This window comes from Pseudomonas taiwanensis (assembly GCF_013393345.1).
In the GTDB taxonomy this organism is placed as follows: Bacteria; Pseudomonadota; Gammaproteobacteria; order Pseudomonadales; family Pseudomonadaceae; genus Metapseudomonas; species Metapseudomonas resinovorans_C.
On the sequence record NZ_QJRF01000066.1, the window covers coordinates 53,910 to 79,523 of the forward strand.

Genomic DNA, 25,614 nt, shown 5'->3' on the forward strand with positions numbered 1-25,614 from the left:
CACATCTCGGCGGCGCTGCTGGCCGCCATTCGACGTTTTCTTCACATTCCCTCTGGCAATGTCCGTCGTTTTCGGCGGACCTATCTGGAACCAATGTGCCATCAGGTGATCTACTTGACCCCCGGCATCGTTCACCTCCAAAGGTGCCGCCCCGCCCTGAGTAGACCAATGGATGCTTGATCGCATGACCGCACAGGAACCCGTAGCCACCCGGCAGTCCTCGTTCAACCTGGACACCCCCACCGTCAAGAGCCACTTGGCGTTCACCCTGCTCAGCGCTCTCGCGCTGATGCTGATGTACACCCTGCTGCGAGTGGCGCTGCTGGTGTACAACAGCGACCAGATCGGCGACAGCCCGGCCTCGGTCTTCGTCGAAGCTTTCTTCAACGGCCTGCGCTTCGACCTGCGGGTGGTGGTATTTGCCCTGGTTCCGCTGCTGCTGTCGCTGTTCAGCGTCCGCGCCATGGCCGCACGCGGCCTGCACCGGCTCTGGCTGACCCTGTTCGCCAGCCTCACGCTGTTCCTCGGCATCAGCGAGCTGGACTTCTACCGCGAGTTCCACCAGCGCCTGAACAGCCTGGTGTTCCAGTATCTGCAGGAAGACCTGGGCACCGTCGCCAGCATGATCTGGAACGGCTTCCCGGTAGGTCGCTACCTGATCGCCTGGGCCCTCGCCACCGCCCTGCTCTACCTGATGTTCCGTGGCCTGGACCTGGTCAGTCGTCCGCGCGCGCCGAGCGTAGTGAACGCCCAGCCCAATGCCCGTTCCACCGCGCCCTGGTTCAGCCGCGTGGCGATCTTCATGGTCTGCCTGGTGATCGCCGTGGTCGCCGTCCGTGGCCACCTGCGCCAGGGGCCGCCGCTGCGTTGGGGCGACGCCTTCACCACCGATTCGATGTTCGCCAACCAGCTGGGCCTGAACGGCACCCTGACCCTGGTAGATGCCGCCAAGAACAGTTTCTCGTCCCACCGCGACAACGCCTGGAAGGCGACGCTGCCCGAGGACGAAGCCCTGGCCGCCGTGCGCCAGATGCTGCTGACCCCCAACGACAAGCTGGTGGACGCTGACACGGCAGCCATCCGTCGTGATTTCACCCCGCCGGCTGAAGGCACGCTGCCGATCAAGAACGTGGTGGTGATCCTGATGGAGAGCTTCGCCGGTCGTTATGTCGGCGCCATGGGCAGCCAGGACGGCATCACCCCGTACTTCGACAAACTGGCCAAGGAGGGACTGCTGTTCGACCGCTTCTTCTCCAACGGCACCCATACCCACCAGGGAATGTTCGCCACCATGGCCTGCTTCCCCAACCTGCCGAGCTTCGAGTACCTGATGCGCACCCCGGAAGGCGCGCACAAGTTCTCCGGCCTGCCGCAACTGCTGAGCGCTCGCGAGTTCAACGATCTCTACGTCTACAACGGCAACTTCCAGTGGGATAACCAGTCCGGCTTCTTCAGCAACCAGGGCATGACCCGTTTCATCGGCCGCGAAGACTTCGTCAATCCGGTATTCATGGACAAGACCTGGGGCGTGTCCGACCAGGACATGTTCGACCGGGGTGCCGCCGAACTGGCGAAGATGCCCACCGACAAGCCGTTCTACGCGCTGCTGCAGACCCTCTCCAACCACACGCCCTATGCCCTGCCGGTGGAGCTGCCGGTAGCTAAGGTCACCGGCCACGGCGCCCATGACGAGCACCTGACCGCCATGCGTTACGCCGACTGGGCCCTGGGCCAGTTCTTCGAGAAAGCGCGCAAGGAGCCCTACTTCAAGGACACACTGTTCGTGGTGGTGGGTGACCATGGCTTCGGCAGCGACAAGCAGCTCACCGAGATGGACCTGTTCCGCTTCAACGTGCCGCTGCTACTGATCGGCCCCGGCGTGCAGGAGAAATTCGGCGACCTCAACCATACCGTCGGCACCCAGATCGACGTCGTGCCCACCATCATGGGCCGCCTGGGCGGCGATGTGCGCCACCAGTGCTGGGGTCGTGACCTGCTCAACCTGCCGGAAGGCGATCCGGGCATCGGCGTGATCAAGCCGTCCGGCAGCGACCAGACGGTGGCCATCGTCAGCAGCGACCGCATCCTGGTACAGCCCAAGGACTTCCCGGCGCGCCTCTACCAGTACCAGTTGGGCGCCGATGCCAAGGCGGAGCGCGTGCCCGGCGATAGCGACCCGCATCTGCAGAAGTACCTCGAAGCCTTCCTGCAAACGGCGACCGGCAGCCTGCTGAACAACACCGCAGGCGTGCACGACGCCAAGCAGAACCAGTGATACCCAGGCCCCGCTCGATGCGGGGCCTTTTTTCTGGCCTCCGTTTTCACCACACCGGGACAGCACTTTTGTAGGAGCGAACTTGCTCGCGAAGCCTCCTTTCGCGAGCAAGCTCGCTCCTACCCAACATCTATCGCTCGCCGCTTGACAGCCCCGCCCCCAGCCCGCAAATTACGCAAAGTGTAAACTGATTACGAAAACAATAATGCTGCCGCCCGGACCTCACACCGGAACGCCTGCCGCCGAGCGATTGCCATGGACCTCTACACCTATTACCGCTCCACCTCTTCCTACCGGGTGCGTATCGCCCTGGCGCTGAAGGGACTGGACGCCCGGCATATCCCGGTGAACCTGATCCAGGACGGCGGCCAGCAGCACAGCCCCGAGTACAAGGCGCTCAATCCCCAGGGCCGTGTGCCCAGCCTGCGCACCGATGACGGCCAGGTCCTCACCCAGTCCCCCGCCATCATCGAATACCTCGAAGAACGCCATCCGCAGTCCGCCCTCCTGCCCCAAGGCCTGGAAGCCCGTGCCCAACAACGTGCGGTGGCGGCCATCATCGGCTGCGATATCCATCCGCTGCACAACGTCTCGGTGCTCAACCGCCTGCGCGGCCTCAAGATCGAGGAAGCCGAGGTGATGAACTGGATTCGTCACTGGATCGCGGAAGGCTTCAACGCGGTCGAAGCCCTTATAGGAGAGGAAGGTTTCTGCTTCGGCGAACCGGGCCTGGCCGACGTCTACCTGCTACCGCAGGTCTATGCCGCCCGCCGTTTCGAGCTGGACCTGTCACACTATCCGAAGATCGCCCGGGTAGAAGGCCTTGCCCTCGAGCATCCGGCCTTCATCCAGGCCCACCCTGACCAGCAAGCCGACAAACCGGCCTGAGGCAACGTCCATGCAAAGCCTCGGATTCAAAGTCACCATCGGCGACTACCTCGCCCGCAGCGTACGCGGCATTTCCTGCGCGCCACCGGCCGCCACCTCGCATTGACCTATAACTTCCAATCAATTGCTTGAGGTGCCAAAAAATGGCTGACATGTTCGAAAACCCCATGGGCCTGCAGGGCTTTGAATTCATCGAATTCGCGTCCCCCACCCCGAATACCCTGGAACCCATCTTCGCCATCATGGGTTTCACCAAGGTAGCGACTCACCGTTCCAAGGACGTGCACCTGTACCGCCAGGGCGAGATCAACCTGATCCTCAACAACGAGCCCAAGAGCCAGGCCGCCTACTTCGCCGCCGAGCACGGCCCGTCCGTCTGCGGCATGGCCTTCCGCGTGAAGAATGCCCACCAGGCCTACGCCCGCGCCCTGGAACTGGGTGCCCAGCCCATCGAGATCCCCACCGGCCCGATGGAACTGCGCCTGCCGGCGATCAAGGGCATCGGCGGCGCGCCGCTGTACCTGATCGACCGTTTCGGCGAAGGCTCGTCGATCTATGACATCGACTTCGAGTTCATCGAAGGCGTCGACCGCCACCCGAAAGGTGCCGGCCTGAAGTTCATCGATCACCTGACCCACAACGTGTACCGCGGCCGCATGGCCTACTGGGCGGACTTCTACGAGAAGCTGTTCAACTTCCGCGAGATCCGCTACTTCGACATCAAGGGCGAGTACACCGGCCTGACCTCCAAGGCCATGACCGCACCGGACGGCATGATCCGCATCCCGCTGAACGAAGAGTCCTCCAAGGGCGCGGGGCAGATCGAAGAGTTCCTGATGCAGTTCAACGGCGAAGGCATCCAGCACGTGGCCTTCTTCACCGACGACCTGGTCAAGACCTGGGACGAGCTGAAAGCCCTTGGCATGCGCTTCATGACCGCACCGCCGGCCACCTACTACGAGATGCTCCAGGGCCGTCTGCCAGACCATGGCGAACCGGAAGGCGAACTGCAATCGCGCGGCATCCTGCTGGACGGCACCACCGAAGGCGGCACCAAGCGCCTGTTGCTGCAGATCTTCTCGGAAACCCTGATGGGGCCGGTGTTCTTCGAGTTCATCCAGCGCAAGGGTGACGACGGTTTCGGCGAGGGCAACTTCAAGGCGCTGTTCGAATCCATCGAACGCGACCAGATCCGTCGCGGCGTCCTCAGCACCGAATAAGACGCCATCCACCGCAAAAACCCGGCTTTTGCCGGGTTTTTCTTTTCAGGCGGCGGCCTGCGCGTAACCTGTAGGCGCGAACTTGCCCGCGAACCTTCCGAGCGCGCCCTTTCGCAAGCAAGCTCGCACCAACAAATGCTTCGCGTTGCCGCAAGCAAAAAAAAAGCTGCCATCGCCGGCAGCTTCAGTTTGCACCCTGGCACTTCCTGTGCCCTTTCTGTTCCTGCAATCAGGATGCCCCGTGGCGATGACGCCCGCATGTCAGCGAGATGACCAGTACGCGACAGGTGCGCGCGGCATCTTCAGAGTCCCTTAAGCCTCGCGCCGGATACTCCCTCCATTCGCCATTCGCCTGGAGGGCCGCGATGAACAATGCCGAGTGGAACGCCCTGTTCCCCTTCCGTTTTGGTCTGAATTCGCAGCAATACTCCCTGTCCTTGCTGCTGTCCGGCACCCCTGGACGCACCCAGGCCGAGGATTTCGTCCATCGCCGGTTCCTCAGTGCCCATGGCGCGGATATCCGTCAGTTCATGCCCGAGCTGCTCAGCCTGCGCAATCATCACGGAGCGCTCAGCGCCGCGACCGGCATTCGCCTCGCCGAGCAGGGGCCACTGTTCCTCGAGCAGTACCTGGAGCGCCCGGCGGAAGCATTGATCTCCGCCCTCGCAGGCAGCGAGGTCAGGCGCGAGCAGGTGGTTGAAGTGGGCAACCTGGCCTCGATCAACACCGGCAACGCGCGGCTGATCATCGTCGCCGTGACCTGGCTGCTGAACCTGAGGGGCCTGGAGTGGGTGGTGTTCACCGGCGCCCCGGCACTGATCAACAGCTTCCGTCGCCTGGGTCTTGAACCTCTGCCTCTCGGCGAGGCCGACCCTTTCCGCCTCGGCGAGGCTCAGCAGCAATGGGGCACCTACTACGAGCAGAAGCCCCAGGTGTTCACGGGCAACATCCGCCATGGCTTCGAGCAGTTGCAGCGCAATGGTGCGCTCGCGCGCCTGGGCTTTCCCGATATCGACAGGGCGTCCCACCATGCAGCCTGAAGCCCTGCGCGCGCGCCTGCGCGAACATGCCAATCATCTACCGATGCCCCTGGCGATCCGAGGCGATACCCGGCGCTATACCTATGCCCAGTTGCTGGCCGAAGTGGAGCGGCGCGAAGGCCTGCTGCGCAATGAGCCCGAGGGCGTGCTGGCACTCGGGATGGACAACGGACCCGAGGCGCTGCTCTGGGACCTGGCCGCCCTCTTTGCCGGGCGACCCTGCCTGACCCTGCCGCCGTTTTTCAGCCCGCAGCAGCGCGCTCATTGCCTGGCGCAGTGTGACGTCCGCCTGGCCGTGGCCGATGCAGGCTACGCAGGCGAACTGGAAAACGCTGGCTTCCGGGCGGACGACAGCTTCTGGCGCAGGCCCCCCGGCACGCGTGCCGTCCTGCCCACCGGAACCGCGAAGATCACCTACACCTCCGGCACCACCGGCCAGCCCAAGGGCGTCTGCCTGGGAGCGCCGGCCCTACTGCGGGTCAGCCAGGAACTGGACGTCGCCAGCCGCCCCACTGCACCGGCGCACTACCTGGCCGTCTTGCCGATGGCCGTGCTGCTGGAGAACCTCGGGGTCTACGCCGCATTGCTCGCCGGTGCCTGCGTCACCCTGTTGCCGCAGCGTCAGATAGGTATCCAGGGTGCGAGCGGGGTGGACTGGGAACGTATGCTCGCCACGCTCGTACTCAGTGGTGCCCAGAGCCTGATCCTGGTGCCGCAGCTGTTACTCGGCCTGGTCACCGCCATTGAACGCAGCCTCCTCAGCGCCGCACAGTTCCGCTTTGTCGCGGTGGGCGGCGCGCGTGTCTCGGAGGATCTGCTGGCCCGCGCGGCGCGGGTCGGCCTGCCGGTATTCGAAGGCTACGGCCTCTCCGAATGCGCATCGGTGGTCTGCCTGAACCGCCCTGGTGCCAATCGCCCCGGCAGCGTCGGCCGGCCCCTGCCCCATGTTCAGGTTCGCGTGGCGGATGACGGCGAAGTGCAAGTCGCCGGCTCAACCCTGCTCGGCTATCTGGGCGAGGCGCCCCATGCAGGTAACTGGTGGTCCACGGGCGACCTGGGTGAGTTCGACAGCGAAGGCTATCTGCACCTCAAGGGCCGCAAGAAACACCAGTTCATCACCAGCTTCGGCCGCAACGTGAATCCGGACTGGGTAGAAGCCGAGCTCACCCAGCGCGGGGTGATCGCCCAGGCCTTCGTCCAGGGTGAAGGCCTGCCCGGCAACCTGGCCCTGCTCTGGCCGCTGGACCCGCATTGCGACGACCAGACCCTCGCCGATGCGGTGGCCAGTGCCAACGCCGCCCTACCCGACTACGCGCGGGTCAGGGCCTGGCACCGGCTGGCCACGCCTTTCAGCGTTGCCGACGGACTGCTCACCAGCAACGGGCGCCTACGCCGCGACGCCATCGCCGAGCGCTATCGCAGCGCCCTGCTCGAACTCGAGAACGAGGTACGACCATGAGTTTCTTCAACCAGCTGCAAGCCGCCACCGTCACCGAGCGGGACGCCCTGTTCAGTGTTCCGGTGATACGCGAGGCCCTGGCCGGGCAGGTGAGCCTGGAGGGCTACCGCGCCTTCCTCGGCCAGGCCTACCACCACGTGCGCCATACCGTGCCGCTGATGATGGCGTGCGGGGCGCGCCTGCCCTCGCGTCTGGAATGGCTGCGGGGCGCCGTGTGCGAATACATCGATGAGGAATACGGCCACGAACGCTGGATTCTCGACGACATCCGGGCCTGCGGAGGCGACGCCGAGGCCGCCCGCCAGAGTCGCCCCTCGCTGGCCATCGAACTGATGGTCGCCTACCTCTACGACCTGATTGCCCGAGGCAACCCGGTGGGCCTGTTCGGCATGGTCAACGTGCTGGAAGGCACCAGCATCGCCCTGGCGACCCAGGCTGCCGGCGCCATCCGCGAGAGCCTCGCACTGCCGGCGGAGGCCTTCAGCTACCTGTCCTCCCACGGTGCCCTCGACCAGGATCACATGGCCACCTACCGCCGCCTGATGGATCGCCTGGAAGACGAAGACGACCAACAGGCCGTGATCCACGCCGCCAAGGTCGTCTACCAGCTGTATGCAGAGATGTTCCGTGGCCTGCCCCGCGCCGGTGAGGTGAGCCATGCGACTCGATGACTGCCGGGTACTGCTCACGGGCGCCAGTGGCGGCATCGGCCTGGCCCTGGTCGAACAACTCTGCGCACGGGGTGCCCAGGTGCTGGCGGTCAGTCGCCATCCGGACACCCTGGGCGAGCTGCGCCAGCGCTTCTCGCATCAACTGTCCTGGGTCGGCGCCGACCTGCGTTCCGCCACGGGCCGCCAGCGAGTGCTGGATGCCGCCCGAGGCATGGGCGGCGTCAACGTCCTGATGAACGCTGCCGGGGTGAACGCCTTCGCCATGCTGGAGCAGGTGGACGACGGCCAGATCGAAGACATGCTCGCCCTCAACGTCACCGCCACCCTGCAACTGACCCGTGCCCTCCTGCCATTGCTGCGTCAGCAGCGCCACGGCCTGGTGGTGAACGTGGGGTCCACCTACGGCTCCATCGGCTATCCCGGTTATGCCGTGTACTGCGCCAGCAAGTTCGCCCTGCGCGGATTTTCCGAGGCGCTGCGCCGGGAACTGGCCGACACCTCCGTGAACGTTCTGTACGTCGCGCCGCGCGCCACCCGCACCAGCATGAACAGCCAGACCGCCATGGCCCTCAACGCCGAACTCAAGGTGGGCGTGGACGAGCCGGAGCAAGTGGCCGGCGCGGTGATCGCGGCCATCGAGAAAGACCTCAGCGAGCTCTACCTCGGCTGGCCGGAGAAGTTCTTCGTCCGCCTCAACAGCATGCTGCCGGGCCTGGTGGATCGCGCCCTGCACAAGCAGCTGCCGATCATTCGCCGCTTCAGCGGCCTCCATCACGGCAAGGACCATTCATGATGAAAAAGCTCTTGTGCACCTTCGGACTGCTCGTGACCCTCTGCATCCCCGCATGGGCCCTCGACGCCGGCGGCAGCCAGCGGCTGGCGGACATCCAGAAACGCTGGGCGGAAATCCAGTACCAGCTTCCGGAGAAACAGCGCGCCGCTGAATTCGAGAAGCTCGCCGCCCAGAGTGGCGCCTTCACCCGCAGCGCCCCGCAGGCGGCCGAAGCCTGGATCTGGCACGGCATCGTCACCAGCAGCTGGGCCGGCGCCGAAGGTGGTCTGGGAGCGCTGGGCAAGGTGAAGGAAGCCCGCGCCGCACTGGAAAAAGCCATCCAGCTCGACCCACAGGCCCTGCAGGGCTCGGCCTATACCAGCCTCGGCGCCTTGTACGACCGGGTGCCCGGCTGGCCCGTCAGCTTCGGCGACGAGGACAAGGCCGACCAGTTGCTGCGCAAGGCCCTGGAGATCAACCCGGCGGGAATCGACAGCCTGTATTTCTGGGGCGACCACCTCAATCGCCAGGGTCACCCGGAGCAGGCGCGCGAGGCCTTGCTCAAGGCCAAGGCCGCCGCCCCGCGTCCGGGGCGCGAGCTGGCCGACCAGGGCAGGCGTCAGGAAATCGATGCTTTACTGCAGGAAATCCAGACGCACTGAAGCACTAAGGCGACCCATGCGACTTCTACTCGTCGAAGACGACAACGCCCTCGGCGCAGGCGTGCGCGCCGGCCTGCGCCAGGAGGGCTATACCATCGACTGGCTCACCGACGGCGCCAGCGCCCTGCACGCCTTGCAGAACGAAGAGTTCGACCTGGCCATCCTCGACCTCGGCCTGCCGCGACTGGACGGCGTGCACGTCCTGCAGAAACTCCGGGCTGGCGGTTCCACGTTGCCGGTACTGGTACTCACCGCCCGAGACGCCCTTGAGGACCGTATCCTCGGCCTGGATGCCGGCGCCGACGATTACCTGGTCAAGCCCTTCGACCTCAATGAACTCAAGGCCCGTCTGCGCGCCCTCCTGCGCCGCAGCGCGGGCCGGCCACAGGTACTCATCGAACACGCCGGCGTGGTGCTCGACCCGACCAACCAGCAAGTCAGCTACCAAGGCAACCCGGTGCCGCTGACGCCCAAGGAATACCAGTTGCTCCACGAACTGCTCTCGCAACCGGGCAAGGTGCTCACCCGCGAGCGCCTGGTGCAGACGCTCTATGGCTGGGACGAAGAAGCCGAAAGCAACACCCTGGAAGTGCATATCCACCACCTTCGCAAGAAGCTCTCCAGCGACCTTATCCGCACCGTGCGAGGCATCGGCTACCTGGTGGATGCGCAGCCATGACCTCGTTGCGCCGCCGCACCCTGGGGCTGGTGATGGTCCTGCTGTTGCTCGGCACACTGATCATCGTCTACCTCAACTACCGCGACAGCAGCCATGAGGTGGAGGAAATCTACGATGCCCACCTGGCGCAGAACGCCCGGCTGTTACTGGGGGTCATGCACATGCCGCAGGCCAGCAGCGACCGGACTGAACTGTTCCGGGCGTTCAACCAGGCCCTCAGCCAGGCCGGGCCGCACAAGGTCGGCCACCCCTACGAGAGCAAGCTGGCCTTCCACGTCTGGGACCGCGACGGCCGTAGCCTGGTGCAATCGGCCAGTTCACCGCCCTTCGACCACGTCCCCGTTCGCACAGGGTTCTACAACCTCCAGCTCGGCGACCACCACTGGCGCGGATTCGTCCTGCCGGACCCGGAACAGGGCCTGCTGATCTGGGTGGGCGAGCGCGACGATGTGCGTCAGGACCTGGTGGAACGCATCGTGCGCCATACCCTGTGGCCAAACCTGATCGGCATCGTCATCCTCGCGACGCTGGTCTGGCTCGCCATCGGCTGGGGCCTGCGTCCCTTGCAGAACATGGCGCGAATGATCCGCAGCCGGCATGCCGACTCCCTCGCGCCCCTGCAGGTCGTTCCACTGCCGCGGGAGCTGGAGCCCATGCAGGCGGCGATCAACCGGCTGTTGGCGCAGATCGAACAGATGCTCCAGCGCGAACGTCGCTTCATCGGCGACGCCGCCCACGAAATGCGAACACCCCTCACGGTCCTGCGCCTGCATGCGCAGAACGCCCTGGAAGCCACGAACGATGAACAGCGCACCGAAGCCTTGCGATTTCTCACCGTGGGCGTCGACCGCCTGACCCACGTGGTTCACCAGCTGCTCACCATGGCCCGGGTGGAACCGGAACTGGCCAAACAGAAATGGCAGCCCGTGGACCTGGAGCCGCTGGTTCGCGAGCACCTTGCCGAACTCACGCCCCTGGTGCTGGACAAGGGCGTGGAGCTGTCCCTGGACGTGGCGGAAGGCGACTACCGCACCACCAGCGATCCGGCGGCCATTGGCATTGCCCTGCAGAACCTGGTGACCAATGCCAGCAACTTCTCCCCGGCCGGCAGCGAAGTGAAGGTCAGCCTGCGGCCGGATGGCCAGGACTGCTTCCTGCTGCGGGTCGAAGACCAGGGGCCAGGCATCGACGAGAGCCGACTGGAGCGGCTGTTCGAACGCTTCTACAGCCAGGACAACCCCCAGGGCGCGGGGCTCGGCCTGGCCATCGTGCAGATGATTGCCTCTCGCTTGGGCGGCAGCATCAGCCTCGCCAACCGCGAAGGCAGCGGCCTGCGCGCCGATCTCCGGCTACCGCGCGCCAAGCCCCTGCACAGCTCACCCGCCTCGACCATGGGGAAGCGCTGATACGCCCTTCCCGATACCGCTTCACTGGCGAGCCTCAGGGAGGATTTTCGTGGAGCAATGGGTTACCGCTCGTCAGATGCATGCCGACATGTAAAGCCGGGCTGAAAGTTCAAACTGTCCGGCGAACAGCCTCCAGGTGTTTCCCCCGTGATTCACTGTGGGAAAATTTCCCACAAAATTCTTCGCCGTTAAAAAGCCCCGTACCAAAGGCCCCTCGCGTTATTCCACTGCGCTCCAAGAGCCTTGTGCAGACGCCCCTTCCGCCCGTCCAGAAGGATGGACCCAGTGCTGAACCACGGGCCTTGCTCCAGGCTCAACCGACTGAGTGTTCCTCGGGGACAACCCCAGAAGACCGAGACGGAGGCCCGACTATGTCTTTTAGAAAGTGCCTGCTCACTCTAGCGATTGGTGGTGTTCTCTCGGCATCCAGCGTGCTGGTACCTGATTACATTTCGACTTCACTCAGCGTCCATGCCCAGGACGGAGGTGGTGGTAGCGGTGGTGGTAGTGGCGGTGGCGGTGGTCACGGCGGCGGCTCTGGTGGCAGCGGCGGTGGTCATGGCGGAGGAAGCGGTGGCGGAGGAAGCGGTTCCGGCCACGGAGGAGATGGAGGCGGTCATGACGGGGGCGGCGGCAACGCCGGCTCCGGACATGGCGGCCACGGTGACGGCGATGGCGATGGCGATGGCGATGGCGATGGCGATGGCCATGGCGGGCCGGGACGCGGCGATGCGGACCACGGAGGTGTCGCCGGCAACAGGGGCGACCACGACAACGATGCCGACCACGACAACGATAACGACGCCGACAACGATGCCGCTGATGCCGCCAGGGACGCGGACCGAGATGATGCGGATGCAGCCAGGGATGCCGCCCGGGCTGATGCGGACGCCGCCAGGGATGCAGCCAGGGATGCCGCAGACTCAGCCAGGGACGCCGCCCGATCAGCCGCCGATGCGGCCCGCGATGCAGCCAAGGCGGCAGGTGACGAAGGCGCGGATGCCGCGCGGGATGCCGCAAAAGCGGCTGCGGATAACGCCAGGGACGCTGCCAGAGCAGCGGCAGATGCGGCTCGGGACGCTGCAAGGGACGACGCGAATGCCGCCAGGGATGCGGCCAAGGCTGCTGCTGATGCTGCCCGCGACGCAGCCCGCGATGCAGCCAGGGAGGCTGCGGACGTAGCCGAGGATGCCGCTGACGCACCGGACTTCGATGACGTCGAAGTGGGGCACCGTTCGGCACCATAACGAAGAAGGAACTGGGGAGTCGCACCTTGCGGAGCTTCCAGGCTGGCGCAAGCCGGTCTGGAGCTCCGTTCTTTGTTGAGTGCTGCCGGCGCATACAACCAGGGCTATTGAATCAGCATGGCGCGTCGCGTTCGTCCTTTTCGTGGTCGGGTATGGACAGCTATTGCCCGGCAAAGGCAGCGTAATCTGCATCGCAGTCAGGTCATGAACAGCATCGCTCCGCTGATCACGGTGCGCTTCCAGCTGATCGCATTGGCAGGCCCTCACCCGGTTCTGCGACCTGCACGGCCTCGAATGCTTCGAAGCCGGTTCCTCCGTACAGACGTGACTCGTCGAAGGCCAAAGGCTTGAGACCTCGCCGCCGCCACACAGGCGGCTTTTTTTTGCGCCGGCTGATGTGTCCGATTCAGGCGCGTTGCCGACCTTTCGCGAGCAAGCTCGCTCCTACATAGAGCCTTGCCGCTCTGGATCGCAGGGATTCATCCTGCTAACCCTAGACCACGTCAGAACGTGGATTCCCAAGCTCAAATGAAATCAACACACCTGTAGGAGCGAGCTTGCTCGCGAACCTCCGGCGTGCCCTGTCCACCTGAATTCCGCAGTCAGTCATATCCCCGCGAGCGTCTGCGCAGCGCCACGTGTTTGCCATGCGAGCAAGGCTGCGACGATGACCGCCGGTCTCCGTGGCCTGGCCCGCACGCTCAAACCTTGAAGTGATTTCGTTTGCGGAACTGCCCCGGGGCCATTTCGAACATCGCGCGGAAGCAGCGCTGGAAATGTGGGAGGGTGACGAACCCGCTCGCCACTGCGATCTCGATCAGCGATTTGTTGGTGTGCTGCAGTAGCTGGCGTGCCCGGGTGAGCCGCAGCTCGAGATAGTACCGTGGCGGCGTCGCCTTCACGTAGCGCCGGAAAAGGCGTTCCAGATGTCGCCTGGATATCCCCACATAGCGCGCAATCTCTTCAATCTCGATGGGATCTTCAATATTGCTGTGCATCAGCTCCAGTGCGAGCTTGATCGACTCAGGCAAAGTGGGGTCGAAATCGATGGAGACAACTGACACATCGACGACATCCTTCATCTTGTCGCAGCTGAGCACCTCTTCCACCGCACTCACCAGTTCGTCGCCGGCACTGTGGCGCACGACTTCCAGCATCATGCCCAGGGAGCTGTTCGCGCCGGCACAACTGATTCGCCTGCGGTCGAGCACCTGGGAATGGCTCGTCACATTCACCTTCGGGAACAGCTCCATCATCATGGCCCGACAGTCCGGGTGGAAGGCGCAGTCATGGCCATCCAGCAAGCCTGCTTCAGCCAGGAAAAAGGCCCCATTCCAGAGCCCTCCCAGAACCGCCCCGGCGGCGTCGGCCGATCGAAGCTTCGTCCGTAGCAGCGCCTCACCCTCAAGTCGAACGCGAAAGCCGCCACAGACCACCAGGATGTCCTGACGCTTTTCATCCAACTCGCTGAGGGTGCGATCGGTGGAGATGGAGATGCCGAGGTCACTCACGACGAGATTGCTATCCCCACCCACCACCTCGACTTCGAACACGGGGGTCGAACTCATCAGATTGGCCGTCACCAACGCGTCCACCGCACCGGTGAAGGCCATCATCGAAAAATGCTCGCGCAGGATGAAGGACACACGACGAACAGGCGTGGTCAGCCCTGAACGACGGGCCTTGTCCAGGTGCGCCAGGTTCTTGCTCTTCAGAACGCTCTCGAAGGACGCTCTCATTTCTCGACTCACAGCAACTCAGGGTACGAATCGACATTTCCCCTGCTGATACCTGGATGTCGCTCCAAAGTCTGGTACCAGCGCAAGCAAATTCTCACAATTGGGGGCTTCCGGACAGTTCTGCATTCGCCGCTTCCATTTCCCGAAGCGACGCCGCGTCTGGACTGATCGCTGCCGACAGCGAGCTTTGCCGGCAGCCACAGGGCAGCCCTGCAGCCCTCAGCGGCGCCACCTATCCGACCCGGAACTGAGACCGAGAACGAAATTGACCGGGCGCCACATCGAATTTCTCGCGAAAGCAGCGACTGAAATGCGGAAGGGTGGCAAATCCGCTGGCCACCGATATTTCGGTCAAGGACTTGTTGGTGTGTTGCAACAGTTGGCGCGCATGGGTGAGTCGCAGCTCCATGTAGTAGCGCGGAGGGGTCGCCTTGACGTGCCGCCTGAACAGACGCTCCAGGTGTCGTCTGGATATACGCGCATATCGCGCGATCTCACCGATGTCGATCGGATCTTCGATGTTGCTGTGCATCAGTTCCAATGCGAGCTTGAGCGTTCGCGGCAAGGTTGGATCGAAGTCGATCGACACCACTGAAACGTCAACGGTTTCCCGCATCTTGTCGCACCCCAGGACCTCCTCCACCGCATCCAGCAGTTCCTGGCCTGCGCTGTGTCCCACCACTTCGAGCATCATGCCCAGCGAGCTGTTCGCGCCTGCGCAACTCATGCGCTTGCGGTCCAGCACGTGGGAATGGGTGGTGACGCTCACCTTGGGAAAGAGCTCCGCCATCATCGCTCGACCGTCAGGATGAAAGGCGCACTCATGGCCATTCAACAGGCCAGCTTCAGCCAGGAAGTAAGCACCATTCCAGAGGCCGCCAAGCACCGCCCCCGCCGCGTCGGCACTACGCAGTTTCGCCTTCAGTTGCGGCTCACTGCGGAGACGGACACGGAATCCGCCGCACACCACGATGATGTCCTGATGCTTCTCGTCCAGTTCAGCAAGCGTGCAGTCAGTGGAAATGGCAATCCCCAGGTCGCTCGTAACCAGGTTGCCTTCTCCGCCGACGACCAGGACCTCGAACACGGGAGTCGAGCTCATGAGGTTGGCCGTCACCAACGCATCCACTGCACCAGTGAAGGCCATCATCGAGAAGTGCTCGCGCAGGATGAAGGCGACACGACGTACCGGCGTCGTCAGACCTGCACGGCTGGCCCTATCCAGATGAGCCAGGTTCTTGCACTTCAATACACTCTCGAATGACGTTCTCATTTCTCGACTCACAGCTGTACAGGGTTTACATCATTGCCACTCCATCCCTGGTAGCGGCGCGTCCCCCGGCGTGAAGTGCCGGACAGCCCCCAATCAAAAAAACCAACCACGTTACACGGGCCGATCCGCGTCCCGTTCAACCTCATCGAATCGCGCCTGCCTGCTCGAACAGCAAGGCGAATAGCTTCTCGCAGCTGGGGCTACCCGGGAGTGCCGCAATAGTCTGTTCGATCTCGCGCCGTTGCTCCGGTCCCAGGCTGATCCCGGCCAGCAGATTGAACTTGGCGAGGAATTCCGCGTGGCTCATGGCTGTTTCGGGGTCCCCCTTGGCAGCGGTGATCGGGCTTGTGAGGACCTGACCATCCTTGAGCTGGATCGAAACCCTCGACAGGATTTCATTGGGGAAACGTGCAGAGAGTTCATCGCTCTCAACGATTTCAACGCGCTGACTCACCGCGAGGATGTCGGCGGCGTGGATCGCTTCACCGGTCACTTCCAACGGCCCGACCTGCCCCCGCACCACAAGCGCCGCAAGCGGGAAGGCCAACGCGTACTGGGCCTCGTCGGCGTTGGCCGGCGTATGCCCCTGCAGGCGCATGGACTCATGGAAGGTCTGCACCTGGATCTGCTCGATGTTTTCGCCACGGATCTGCGGATGCTCGGCCATGAGGGCCGTCACGGCGGTGAGGGCCGGCTGGGCCCAACGACAAACCGGCCAGGGCTTGAAGTACTGGGCGTCGATTTCCCAGCGCTCGCCGAGATCCCGCCAATGGGCGGCCACTGCATCATCTTCCACCGTCTCGGCCGGCGCCCCGGTGACCCCTGCTTCAGCCAGCAGCAGGGCATTGAGGCCGGCGTAGGCTCCCGCGCCATGGGCATCACGCAACATCGACGGATGATCGACAAGTCTCATCATCGGGCAGCGCGGACCAAAGTATTCGGCGATACCCAGCGCGTGACGGAAGCGCATTTCGTCCAGGCCCAGCAAGCGCGCGCCTCCACATACGACGCCGACGCCGGAAAAGGCTCCGGAGGCATGGTATTCAGGAGCGGTAGCCATCAGTGCGGCGCCGGCACGCAGAGCGGTTTCATAGCCGATGCAGAGGGCGCTCAGCAGTTCCTCACCGCTGATGTTCCTCCCCTGTTCACGGCATGCGTCGACGATCGCCAGCAAGGCCGGCACCACGGTCGCGCCAGCATGCCCCTTGGACGTGAAATGGCCTTCGTGGGCATCCAGGCTGTCAACGCTGAAGCCCCCTGCCCACGCGGCGCCCAGCGGGTGTACCGCGCGGCCATCGAAGAGCAGGCGGCTAGCCAGTTTTCCAGCCGGGTAATGTGCCAGTGCGTAGCGTTTCAGCGCCTGGCTGGTGTGGTTGTCACGCGCTCCGGCCGCCACACCGAGAATATCCAGCAAGCAGGTCTGCAGCAGCTCGCGGGTATGGGACGGTGCATGGTGGAAACGGAAATCGCGGACGAACGAGTAGAGCGACATGTGGAGACTCCACAGACGGGCTTTGTTTGGGTAAAGGGAATGAGGGAGCCCGCAGCACGGGCTCCCGAAGGCATTACTGCTTGGTCTGGCTGACCTGGTTCCCAGCGGCGGTTCGCGAGGCTTGCAGCCAGCTATCGAACTCCTGGCGATGCGCGGCGACCCACTCCTTGGCATGGCGCTGGATGTCGGCGGGCTTCTTCTCGCCCTGCTGCATCTTCAGGTTCTGCGCACTCTCGTCATCCGTGCTGATCTGCACCTGCGAGAGGAACTTCACGGCCGCCGGGTTCTCCTCGGCGAAGTCCTTGTTCAGCACCGCCACCACCTTGTCCACGGCGAACCCGAGGTTCTTGCCCTTGTACATGGTGTCCACGTCGTTATTGCCGTCCGGCAGGTCGGTCTTCGGCACCTCCAGCCAGACCACGTCCGTGTTCTCGACCAGCACGCTGGCAATCCACTGCGGCACCCAGGTGAAGTACAGGATCGGCTTGCCTTCCTTGTAGCGGGTGATGGTGTCGGCCATCAGGGCGAAGTACGAGCCCTGATTGACGTGCACGCTCTTGTCCAGGTCATAGGCCTTCATGTGGTGGGAGATGACCAGCTCGCAGCCCCAGCCCGGGTTGCAACCGGTCAGGTCGGCCTTGCCGTCGCCGTCGGTGTCGAACAGCTGGGCGATCTCCGGCTTTTTCAGGTCGGTGATGTACTTGATGTTGTACTGGTCGGCGGTTTTCTTATCGATCAGGTAACCCTGGCTGACCCCCGGCAGGATGTTGCCGGTCTTGACCATCACGTCGTCACCGCCGGCCTGCTGGTAGAACTTGTCGTGCAGCTTTTCCCAGAGATGCACGGTGAAATCGGCATCGCCATTGGCCAGGGCCACCATCATCACGCCGTACTCGGTCTCTTTCGGCTCCTGGACCTCGTAGCCCAGTTCGCGCAGGCCTTCCATCGCCACCTCTCCGCGGAAGCGCTCCTCGGCGATGGAGGGGAAGATCGGCGTGATCTCGACGCCCTCGCCGGGCTTGTCGGTCGAAGCGCTGGCACTCAGGGCAGCGACTGCCAGGGACAGGGCGGTGGCGCATTGCAGGAGGCTGTGGGAGAACTTGGATCGATGCATCGTCTCGTACCTTTATATTGTTTTCTGTCGGGTTCGGCAGATCGAATCAATCGGCTCAGGCGGTCTTGCGCCGCCCGGAGGAGTGCCCGGCACCGCACAGACGCAGCAGCGCGCCAACGGGGCCGGTGTGGTACCAACGCAGGCTCGGGTCGGCGCTAGAGCGCGCGCCCATGGCCTGGGTCAGGCGGTCGAGGAAGATGGCCAGCAACACCAGCCCTACCCCGCCGACCGTTGCCAGGCCCATGTCCAGGCGACCGATGCCGCGCAGGACCATCTGCCCGAGGCCGCCAACCGAGATCATCGAGGCGATCACCACCATCGACAGGGACAGCATCAGGGTCTGGTTCAGGCCGGCCATGATGGTCGAGGTGGCCAGCGGCAGTTGCACGCGGGTCAGCATCTGCCGACGGGTGCAGCCAAAGGCACGCGCGGCCTCGATCTTGTCTTCGGGTACCTGGCGAATGCCCAGGTTGGTCAGGCGCACCAGCGGTGGAAGGGCGAACACGATGGTCACCAGCACGCCAGGCACGTTGCCAATGCCGAACAGCATCACCACGGGCACCAGGTAGACGAACGCCGGCAGGGTCTGCATGGCGTCGAGGACTGGCCGAATCACTCGTTCCAAGTGGTCGCTGCGAGCGCAGAGGATTCCCAGCGGAATACCGATCACGGCGCAGAAGAACACCGAGGTCAGCACCAGCGCCAGGGTAGTCATGGACTCCGACCAGACGCCGATGAAGCCAAGCAGGGTCAGGGTGACGAAGCACAGCAGTGCCATGCGCTTGCCGGCCAGCTGCCAGCCCAGCAGCGAAGACAGGATGATGCCGATGGTCGGCGGGATGCTCTGCAGGACGAACTCAATGCCATTGAGCACCTGGTCGATGGGCCAGCGGATGGCGCGGAACACATCCCGGAAATTGTGCACCAGGTATCTCAGGGTGGTTTCCACCCACTCACCCAGCGGGATGACGGCGTTCTGGAAAGGATCGAGAAGACTGAACTCTGACATGGTGGCTACCTATTCTCCGAAGTTGCGGCTGCTGCGTGATCGCGGGATTCGCTCAATGGCGACTCAAGGTGTGCAGCAGCTGATTCTTGGAAATGGTGCCCTTCAGAGCACCGCTGCGGTCCAGGACGGGCACCGGGTATGGCAGTGCCGCGACGATATCCAGCACGTCATGAAGGGGCGTGTCGGTGTAGACGGGGTGTTGCTTGTGCAGGCTAAGCGCGTCGCCCGGCAGCCCAGCGACTCCACCGACGGTTTCGTCTGCTCCCACTACAGCCAACAGTTGGTCGCACTCGTCGATCAGGTAACCATAAGGAATGCCAGTCTTGAATTTCGGGGCCTTGCCATTCACCCGACACACCATCTCGGGATCGAGTTGAGCCACGTCACCGGCCTTGAGCACCCGGGAACTGTCAAAGCCCTTGAAGAAGGTCTCGACGTATTCGTTGGCGGGCTGGTTCAGCAGCTCCTGCGGTGTGCCGATCTGCACCACCCGACCACCTTCCATGATCGCTATGCGGTGGCCGATTCGAATGGCTTCTTCGATATCGTGAGAGATGAAGATGATGGTGCGCTGCTGCTCTGCCTGAAGGCGCATGAGTTCGCCCTGCATCTCGCTTCGGATCAGCGGGTCCAGCGCAGAGAACGCTTCGTCCATCAACAGGATCGTGGGGTCGTTCGCCAGCGCGCGGGCAAGCCCCACACGTTGCTGCATGCCTCCGGACAATTGGTGCGGATAGCTGTGCTCATGTCCGGCGAGACCGACCTGGCTCAAGGCCTCGCTGGCGCGGGCTTGGCGCTCGCGCTCGCCCACACCGGAAATCTCCAGGCCGAACGCGGTGTTTTCCAGGACGCTCATGTGCGGCATCAGCGCGAAGGACTGGAACACCATGCCCATCTCCTTGCGACGGACATCGAGCAGTGCCTTGTCCGACAGGCCGGTGATCTCGCGTCCATTCAGGTGGATGCTGCCGGAGGTAGGTTCGATCAGGCGGTTGAACAGTCGCACCATGGTCGACTTGCCCGATCCGGACAGCCCCATGATCACGAAGATCTCGCCACGCTTGACGGAAAAGCTGGCGTCGAACACACCGACGACATGACCGGTCTTGCGGAATATTTCGTTCTTGTCGGCGCCCTTGCGCAACATTTCCATGGCAACTTCCGGATGGGGTCCGAATACCTTGAAGATGTTCTTTACCGAAAGAATTTCGTCGGCCTGATTCATAAAACCTCTTTGTTATGCTTATTAACCAATCAGTCAACTTCGCGCTCTTCATTCGTCAAATCGACTGTGATTAGCGTCCAGCAAAACCGGAGTTCCATTCGTCTCTGACGTGGGTAAACCGGCGCGCAGAAAATCCTGCTCCATAAAAGCGACATCGATTTATGAATGTCGCGTTGCAGCTTCAAATTAGGGGTTGGGCATTACAGCGTCCAACGACATTTGTTCGCCCGTAACCATAACGCCATGTTATTGATCGCGAGTGGCGGAGCCTTCCAGCGAAGTAAACTCCCGCTCCGAAGAACCCTGACGCGCCAGCAGAACCGCCGCGATCAGCACCATCAGTCCACCCGCCAACATCGCGTGGGTGACCTGCTCGCCCATGAGCAGCACCGCAATGCTCACGGCTACCACCGGCTCCAGGGTCGACAGGGTCGCCGCCGACGACGGACCTATACGCGGCGAGCCGGCCAGGAAGGCCGCCACCGGTACCAGGGTGGCGAACAGTGCCAACCCCAAGGTTGCCCACCATGCGGGGGCGGTCGAGGGCAATGAGGCACCTTGCAGGACGGCCGGGACGGCGAACGTCAGCGCACAGCCCAGAAGCAGCATCGCGGCTGAAGCCAATGGGTTTTCATGGTTGATCCGATGGGTGCCGTAGATGACCGACGCCCCGTAGCACACCGCCGCGAACAGCGCCCACAGCGCCCCCATCGATGCGCCGGACAGGTTGAGCCCCGTAGCCATCGATACCCCGCCCAGGGCCAATGCCAGGCTGACCAGTTTGAGTGTGCTGGACCGCTCCCCCAGGCAGGTTATGGATACGACCGTTACGAAGGCCGGAAAGGTGTACACGAGGATGATCGCCAGACTGACCGATGCAGATCGCGCGGCGCTGTAATAGCCCAGTGCCGCAAGCCCGTAACCGAATCCGAGTAACAGGTTTTGTCGCGCCAGCTGGCCTGTGGGAAGCGGTATTCCGCGCCAACGCAGGAACACCAGCAGCACGCCGGCAGCCATTGCGAAGCGCGACAACAGCAGCCCCACAGGATCGGCACCGCCCGCGTAGGCGTACTGAGCGAACAGCGGCTGCAGGCCGTAACAGAACGCAGCCAGCAGCACGAGGCCGAAGCCTCTGGCATGACCATTTCGATGAGAATGCGAGTTCATGTGTAGTGTCACCGGGTTCGGCGCCAAGGCCTTCCAGACAGAAAAACCCCGTTTCACCCGGCGGATGAAACGGGGCCCATTCGAAGCGGAAATGGACTCAGTCGGCCAGTCGGCTGGTCATGGTCGCGCAGTACCAGTCCACGAACTGGCAGACGCCGTTCTCTGCAATCGATGAGTACGGCCCCGGCTCATAGGCAGGAGAGCTGACGCCCGCCTGAGCCCCTTCCACCAGACGACGATCCTGGTCGTTGGTAGCGATCCAGACGCGGGTCAGTCTTTCGAGGTCGTAATCCAGGCCCTCCTGGGCGTCCTTGGGCACCAGCCACTTGGTCGTCACCAGGGTTTCATTGGGGCCTTGCGGCAATACACGGAAACTCAGGGCGTGGTCGCCCAGGAAGTGATTCCAGGTAGAGGGATAGTTGAAATACAGCAGCGCGCCGATATCGGCCTCACCGCTCCGGTCGAGACGCCCGGCCACTGCGGGTTTGCCGTCCATGGTGTAACTCACGGCACCGGCAGAGAGCGGAATGCGCGTCATGCGGAACTGCCCGGCTTCGTCCATCACCAGGCGACTGGGCAGGCCGGCTGCCTCACAGCGGTTCCAGTGCGCCACCAACTCCGGGTCATCCTCCCCACCTACACCCGCCACCGAAAGGTTTTCGACATAGGAGTTGAGCAACTCGGGATGCGTCCCATCGCAGTGGTAGCACTCGCGGTTGTTCTCGAACACCAGCTTCCAGTTGCCCCGCTCGACCAGGTTGGACTCGAACGCCACCTTGCAATCATCCAGGTTGTGCGGGGTGATGAAGGGTGAGACGGCCTTGCGGAACTTCTCGAAATCCGGCGCTTTGTCGGCTACGCAGACGTAGATGTAGCTGTTCACGACTTCGCAATGCGCCGGCTTCAGGCCGTAGTCAGCCGTGTTGAAGTCGGGCCCCATGTTGCCCGCGAACAGCAATTTTCCATCCAGATCGAACACCCACTTGTGGTAGGGGCACACGAGCTTGGCGACCTTGCCGCTGTTCTCGGTGCACACCTTGGAGCCCCGATGCCGGCAGGCATTGTGGAACGCCCGCACCTGGCCATCGCCGCCACGCACCACGGCAACCGGGTAGTCCCCGATCTGCAAGGTGAGGTACTGGCCCGGCTTCTCCAGTTCGAATGTATGGCCGGCGAAGATCCACTCCTTGTGCCAGATATGTTCGAGGTCCTGGCGATAAACCTCAGCGTCACTGTAGACAGCTCGAGGCAGGGCATGACGCTCTTTGCGTTGGCGGATCAGGGCTAAAACAGCAGTGTTTTTATCCATTGTTATTTGCACTCCAGAACAGGCGCATGAAGTTGTCGGTGCTTGCTTAAATCGGCGAAAAATGGAGTCATCGACTCGTCAGCTCGCACTTTCCAAGGTCAGGGCTTTCTGCGTGAGCGCCCTTTCGGATAACCTCAAACCAGCAGCAAAGCCGCCCCGCCGCGATTGCAGCAGGTCGCAGTCTAGGGTGAGGTCCCCGGTCGGCAGAACCGACTTTTTATTCAGGATCTTGATTACTTGTAGTTATGGTTAAGCACACTGAACCCGACCAGACACTGGTCAAGATGCCATCGCTTCGCGCCGTGAAATCCTTCGTTGCGGCGGCCAAGTACCAGAACTTCACACGTGCGGCGGAGGCCCTGTGCGTGACACAGGCGGCGATCAGCAGGCAAATTCGCGAGCTGGAAACCTATCTGGGCGCCGAGTTGTTCAAGCGCGAGGGTCGGGCCGTGGAACTCACTGCAGCCGGCTCGATTTTCTTCGATGCGGTGCAGCTTTCTTTCGTCAACATCTCCCAGGCCGCCGAGCGTATCCGCAGCAAGAGCACGTCCAGACGCGTGCTCACCCTTTGCTGCTCACCTGCGTTCTCGGCGCACTGGCTGGCGCCGCGCTTGCCAAGCTTTTTCAGCGCAAACCCGGACGTTGACCTCAACCTGATTACGACGCAGAACTTCCTATCGATGGAGCCCGGCGTGCGTCCGGACATCTTCATCACCAAAATGGCCAAGATCCGCGAGGGGTATCGCAGCTATCCCCTGATGCACGATGTGATCTACCCGGTCTGTACGCCGAGGTACCTCGCGGAGCACCCGGAGATATCCACCCTGGAGGGGCTTCGCGATACCGTGCTGCTGAATCTCAGCCCCTACGGTCGCTCGCAGGTCGCCGAACATGTCGACTGGAAGGTCTGGCTGGCACTCAACGATATCGATCTCGAAGCACGCCCATCCAACGGCCCGCACTTCTTCAACGCCAACGACTACACCTTGCTCATACAGATGGTCCGGAATGATCAAGGTGTCGCGCTCGGCTGGAACCACCTGGTAGGTCAACTGGTTGATCAAGGGTTGCTGGTCCGGCCGGTCGAGCAGGAGCTGGTGCTGAAGGACGCCCTGCATTACCTGACCTTCAACGAAGACAAGGAAAGTGACGAAGCCTGCTGCCGCCTGCGTGACTGGCTGATTGCACAGCTCTGATGACCTGGCGTTATCGTTTCCCCTCACTATTTATCAATTAAAGATCCAAAGAAACACTGCCATAGTTAACGTTTGATATTCACCAAAGAACCCGCCAAGTGCGGGTTTTTTCGTTTCTATCTTCCCTCGACAATCCATAACCTCCGATCATCGATTGCCACCCCTAAATGTTGCTTGTTGATGACCTGACCCTGTCATTAATCTTCTTTCCGACCCCCATCCAACGGGCGCCGAACATCAACGATGACAAGTTGGCAGCGTGCTCATCTCGTGAAAGAGATGCTTACCAAGCTGAAATAAGAAAGTTAGGTCTATGAAATGACAAAAATCACGTCTTTACCTGCCGACGACAAGAGCTGTGGCTGGTACCACCTCAGTAAACCTCGTCAGCCAAGGCCTGGCCATTTCGGCAAGAGCTCCGCACGTTGGGTTGTAGTGGGAGCGGGATTCACCGGGCTTGCCGCCGCCCGGCAACTGGCGCTCAACTTCCCCAATGAAGAAATCATTCTTGTCGAAGCTCAGGAAGTCGGATTCGGCACCTCAGGCCGCAATGCCGGTTTTGCCATAGATCTCCCTCACGATATAGGGGCCGAGGATTACATCGGTGATATCGACACCGCCAAAATCAGTTTGAAACTGAATCTCACCGGACAGTCCTTGCTCAAGGACCTGGTTGAGCAGCACAACATTGATTGTCAGATGAAAGCCTGCGGCAAGTACCAGGCGGCCATCGAAGATCGTGGCATTGCCGTACTGGATGCTTACAGGCGTGGCTTGGACAAGTTGGGTCAGGCCTATGAAATGATCGAGGCCGACGAACTTCCAGCGCATATCGGTACACACTTCTACCGTAAAGCCCTGTTCACTCCTGGAACGGTACTGATTCAACCCTCTGCCCTGGTGAAAGGGCTGGCCGACAGCCTCCCGGGGAATGTCAGCCTCTTCGAAAACACGCCCATCACCGAGGTCGAATACGGCGATAAAGTCGTCCTCACTCACGCCTGTGGCAGCATCACCGCCGATAAGCTCGTCCTCACCAACAACGCCTTCGGCATGAGCTTCGGCTTTCTCAAGGGCCGCATGCTGCCAATCTTCACTTACGCCAGCATCACTCGCCCGCTCAGCGCCGACGAGCAGGCGCGACTGGGTGGAAAACCGTTCTGGGGGGTCATTCCCGCCGACCCGTTCGGCACGACAGTTCGGCGTACGCCGGATAACCGCTTGCTGATTCGCAACAGTTTCAGCTTCAACCCTGATGGGCGTAGCAATAAAAAGTTTATCGACCGGTTCATCAGTCGACACCGTGCGTCATTTGAAAGTCGATTCCCAATGTTGCCCGGAGTTGAATTCGAATATACCTGGGGCGGCGCACTGGCTCTGTCGAGAAATCACATGGGGTACTTCGGACAGTTAGCCAACAATGTTTATGGCGCCCTCTGCTGCAACGGTCTTGGTGTCACCCGAGGGACCGTCACCGGGAAATTGCTGGCTGACTGGCTGGCCGGAAAAAAGAGCGAACTGATTGACTTCTTGCTGAACGCTCCCGGCCCAAACATGAACCCGCCGGAACCTCTCCTTTCTGTTGGCGTAAACCTGAACCTCAAATGGGGACAGTATCGCGCCGGGAAAGAAAGCTAGGCAGCGACAGTTTTACCGGGAATATCCAACCCAATCATCAATTGGCATTCAGCCCCGCGATGGCAAGCCACTTTCAATTCAGGCGACTTGGCAATCTCTGGAGCTAATCAGATATCAGCCTTGAGGATCAGCT

At 62.5% G+C, this 25,614-nt stretch carries 22 protein-coding genes; 12 read left to right on the forward strand and 10 right to left on the reverse strand.

The window, feature by feature from the left end:
* Positions 1–184: 184 nt before the first annotated feature.
* The 10 genes from DM872_RS18075 (at position 185) to DM872_RS18120 (ending at position 11,072) form a co-directional block, all read left to right on the forward strand.
* Positions 185–2,275 carry an LTA synthase family protein gene (locus DM872_RS18075; RefSeq protein ID WP_179060767.1) on the forward strand — a complete coding sequence of 697 codons (2,091 nt, stop codon included), beginning with the start codon at positions 185–187 and terminating at the stop codon, positions 2,273–2,275.
* Between the two features lie 255 nt (positions 2,276–2,530).
* Positions 2,531–3,163 (forward strand): maleylacetoacetate isomerase, encoded by a 633-nt coding sequence (maiA, locus tag DM872_RS18080; protein WP_179060768.1) that lies wholly within the window; start codon positions 2,531–2,533, stop codon positions 3,161–3,163.
* 143 nt (positions 3,164–3,306) lie between these two features.
* Entirely contained in the window at positions 3,307–4,383 is a 1,077-nt protein-coding gene (gene hppD, locus DM872_RS18085) for a 4-hydroxyphenylpyruvate dioxygenase (protein WP_179060769.1), read from the forward strand.
* A gap of 365 nt (positions 4,384–4,748) precedes the next feature.
* A complete protein-coding gene (locus DM872_RS18090; protein ID WP_179060770.1) occupies positions 4,749–5,423 on the forward strand; it encodes a thermostable hemolysin in 675 nt (224 codons plus the stop codon).
* Complete coding sequence (locus DM872_RS18095) at positions 5,413–6,882, forward strand: AMP-binding protein (protein ID WP_179060771.1); 1,470 nt, start codon at positions 5,413–5,415, stop codon at positions 6,880–6,882. Before DM872_RS18090 ends, DM872_RS18095 begins: the two co-directional genes overlap by 11 nt.
* On the forward strand, positions 6,879–7,553 hold the full coding sequence (locus DM872_RS18100) for a TenA family transcriptional regulator (protein WP_179060772.1): 675 nt from the start codon (positions 6,879–6,881) through the stop codon (positions 7,551–7,553). The genes DM872_RS18095 and DM872_RS18100 overlap by 4 nt, the downstream gene beginning before the upstream one ends.
* A complete protein-coding gene (locus DM872_RS18105) occupies positions 7,540–8,346 on the forward strand; it encodes an SDR family oxidoreductase (protein WP_179060773.1) in 807 nt (268 codons plus the stop codon). Before DM872_RS18100 ends, DM872_RS18105 begins: the two co-directional genes overlap by 14 nt.
* Positions 8,346–8,987, forward strand: coding sequence for a tetratricopeptide repeat protein (locus DM872_RS18110; protein ID WP_179060774.1), 642 nt, complete (start codon positions 8,346–8,348; stop codon positions 8,985–8,987). Before DM872_RS18105 ends, DM872_RS18110 begins: the two co-directional genes overlap by 1 nt.
* A 16-nt stretch (positions 8,988–9,003) precedes the next feature.
* On the forward strand, positions 9,004–9,666 hold the full coding sequence (locus DM872_RS18115) for a response regulator (protein ID WP_179060775.1): 663 nt from the start codon (positions 9,004–9,006) through the stop codon (positions 9,664–9,666).
* Entirely contained in the window at positions 9,663–11,072 is a 1,410-nt protein-coding gene (locus tag DM872_RS18120; protein ID WP_179060776.1) for an ATP-binding protein, read from the forward strand. Before DM872_RS18115 ends, DM872_RS18120 begins: the two co-directional genes overlap by 4 nt.
* A 458-nt stretch (positions 11,073–11,530) precedes the next feature.
* On the opposite strand, the gene DM872_RS18125 is transcribed toward DM872_RS18120, so the two are convergent.
* From DM872_RS18125 to DM872_RS18170, 10 genes are all read right to left on the reverse strand, one after another.
* Positions 11,531–11,860 (reverse strand): hypothetical protein, encoded by a 330-nt coding sequence (locus DM872_RS18125; RefSeq protein ID WP_179060777.1) that lies wholly within the window; start codon positions 11,858–11,860, stop codon positions 11,531–11,533.
* A gap of 156 nt (positions 11,861–12,016) precedes the next feature.
* The gene (locus tag DM872_RS18130) at positions 12,017–12,304 is read right to left on the reverse strand and encodes a hypothetical protein (RefSeq protein WP_179060778.1); all 288 of its coding nucleotides are present in this window, start codon (positions 12,302–12,304) and stop codon (positions 12,017–12,019) included.
* A gap of 716 nt (positions 12,305–13,020) precedes the next feature.
* Complete coding sequence (locus DM872_RS18135) at positions 13,021–14,058, reverse strand: GlxA family transcriptional regulator (RefSeq protein WP_179060779.1); 1,038 nt, start codon at positions 14,056–14,058, stop codon at positions 13,021–13,023.
* A 232-nt stretch (positions 14,059–14,290) separates the two neighbouring features.
* Positions 14,291–15,331 (reverse strand): GlxA family transcriptional regulator, encoded by a 1,041-nt coding sequence (locus DM872_RS18140; protein ID WP_179060780.1) that lies wholly within the window; start codon positions 15,329–15,331, stop codon positions 14,291–14,293.
* Between the two features lie 142 nt (positions 15,332–15,473).
* Positions 15,474–16,823 (reverse strand): MmgE/PrpD family protein, encoded by a 1,350-nt coding sequence (locus DM872_RS18145; protein ID WP_179060781.1) that lies wholly within the window; start codon positions 16,821–16,823, stop codon positions 15,474–15,476.
* 73 nt (positions 16,824–16,896) lie between these two features.
* The gene (gene proX, locus DM872_RS18150) at positions 16,897–17,937 is read right to left on the reverse strand and encodes a glycine betaine/L-proline ABC transporter substrate-binding protein ProX (RefSeq protein ID WP_179060782.1); all 1,041 of its coding nucleotides are present in this window, start codon (positions 17,935–17,937) and stop codon (positions 16,897–16,899) included.
* A gap of 55 nt (positions 17,938–17,992) precedes the next feature.
* Positions 17,993–18,946, reverse strand: a complete 954-nt coding sequence (gene proW / locus DM872_RS18155) for a glycine betaine/L-proline ABC transporter permease ProW (RefSeq protein WP_179060783.1) — start codon at positions 18,944–18,946, stop codon at positions 17,993–17,995.
* Between the two features lie 52 nt (positions 18,947–18,998).
* Positions 18,999–20,171 carry a quaternary amine ABC transporter ATP-binding protein gene (locus DM872_RS18160; protein WP_179060784.1) on the reverse strand — a complete coding sequence of 391 codons (1,173 nt, stop codon included), beginning with the start codon at positions 20,169–20,171 and terminating at the stop codon, positions 18,999–19,001.
* A gap of 246 nt (positions 20,172–20,417) precedes the next feature.
* Entirely contained in the window at positions 20,418–21,338 is a 921-nt protein-coding gene (locus DM872_RS18165; RefSeq protein ID WP_179060785.1) for a DMT family transporter, read from the reverse strand.
* A 97-nt stretch (positions 21,339–21,435) separates the two neighbouring features.
* Positions 21,436–22,647 (reverse strand): aromatic ring-hydroxylating oxygenase subunit alpha, encoded by a 1,212-nt coding sequence (locus DM872_RS18170; RefSeq protein ID WP_179060786.1) that lies wholly within the window; start codon positions 22,645–22,647, stop codon positions 21,436–21,438.
* Between the two features lie 245 nt (positions 22,648–22,892).
* Between DM872_RS18170 and DM872_RS18175 the strand changes: the two genes are divergently transcribed.
* Positions 22,893–23,843, forward strand: a complete 951-nt coding sequence (locus tag DM872_RS18175; protein ID WP_179060787.1) for a LysR substrate-binding domain-containing protein — start codon at positions 22,893–22,895, stop codon at positions 23,841–23,843.
* 318 nt (positions 23,844–24,161) lie between these two features.
* Complete coding sequence (locus DM872_RS18180) at positions 24,162–25,481, forward strand: NAD(P)/FAD-dependent oxidoreductase (RefSeq protein WP_179060788.1); 1,320 nt, start codon at positions 24,162–24,164, stop codon at positions 25,479–25,481.
* The last annotated feature ends 133 nt before the right edge of the window (positions 25,482–25,614 follow it).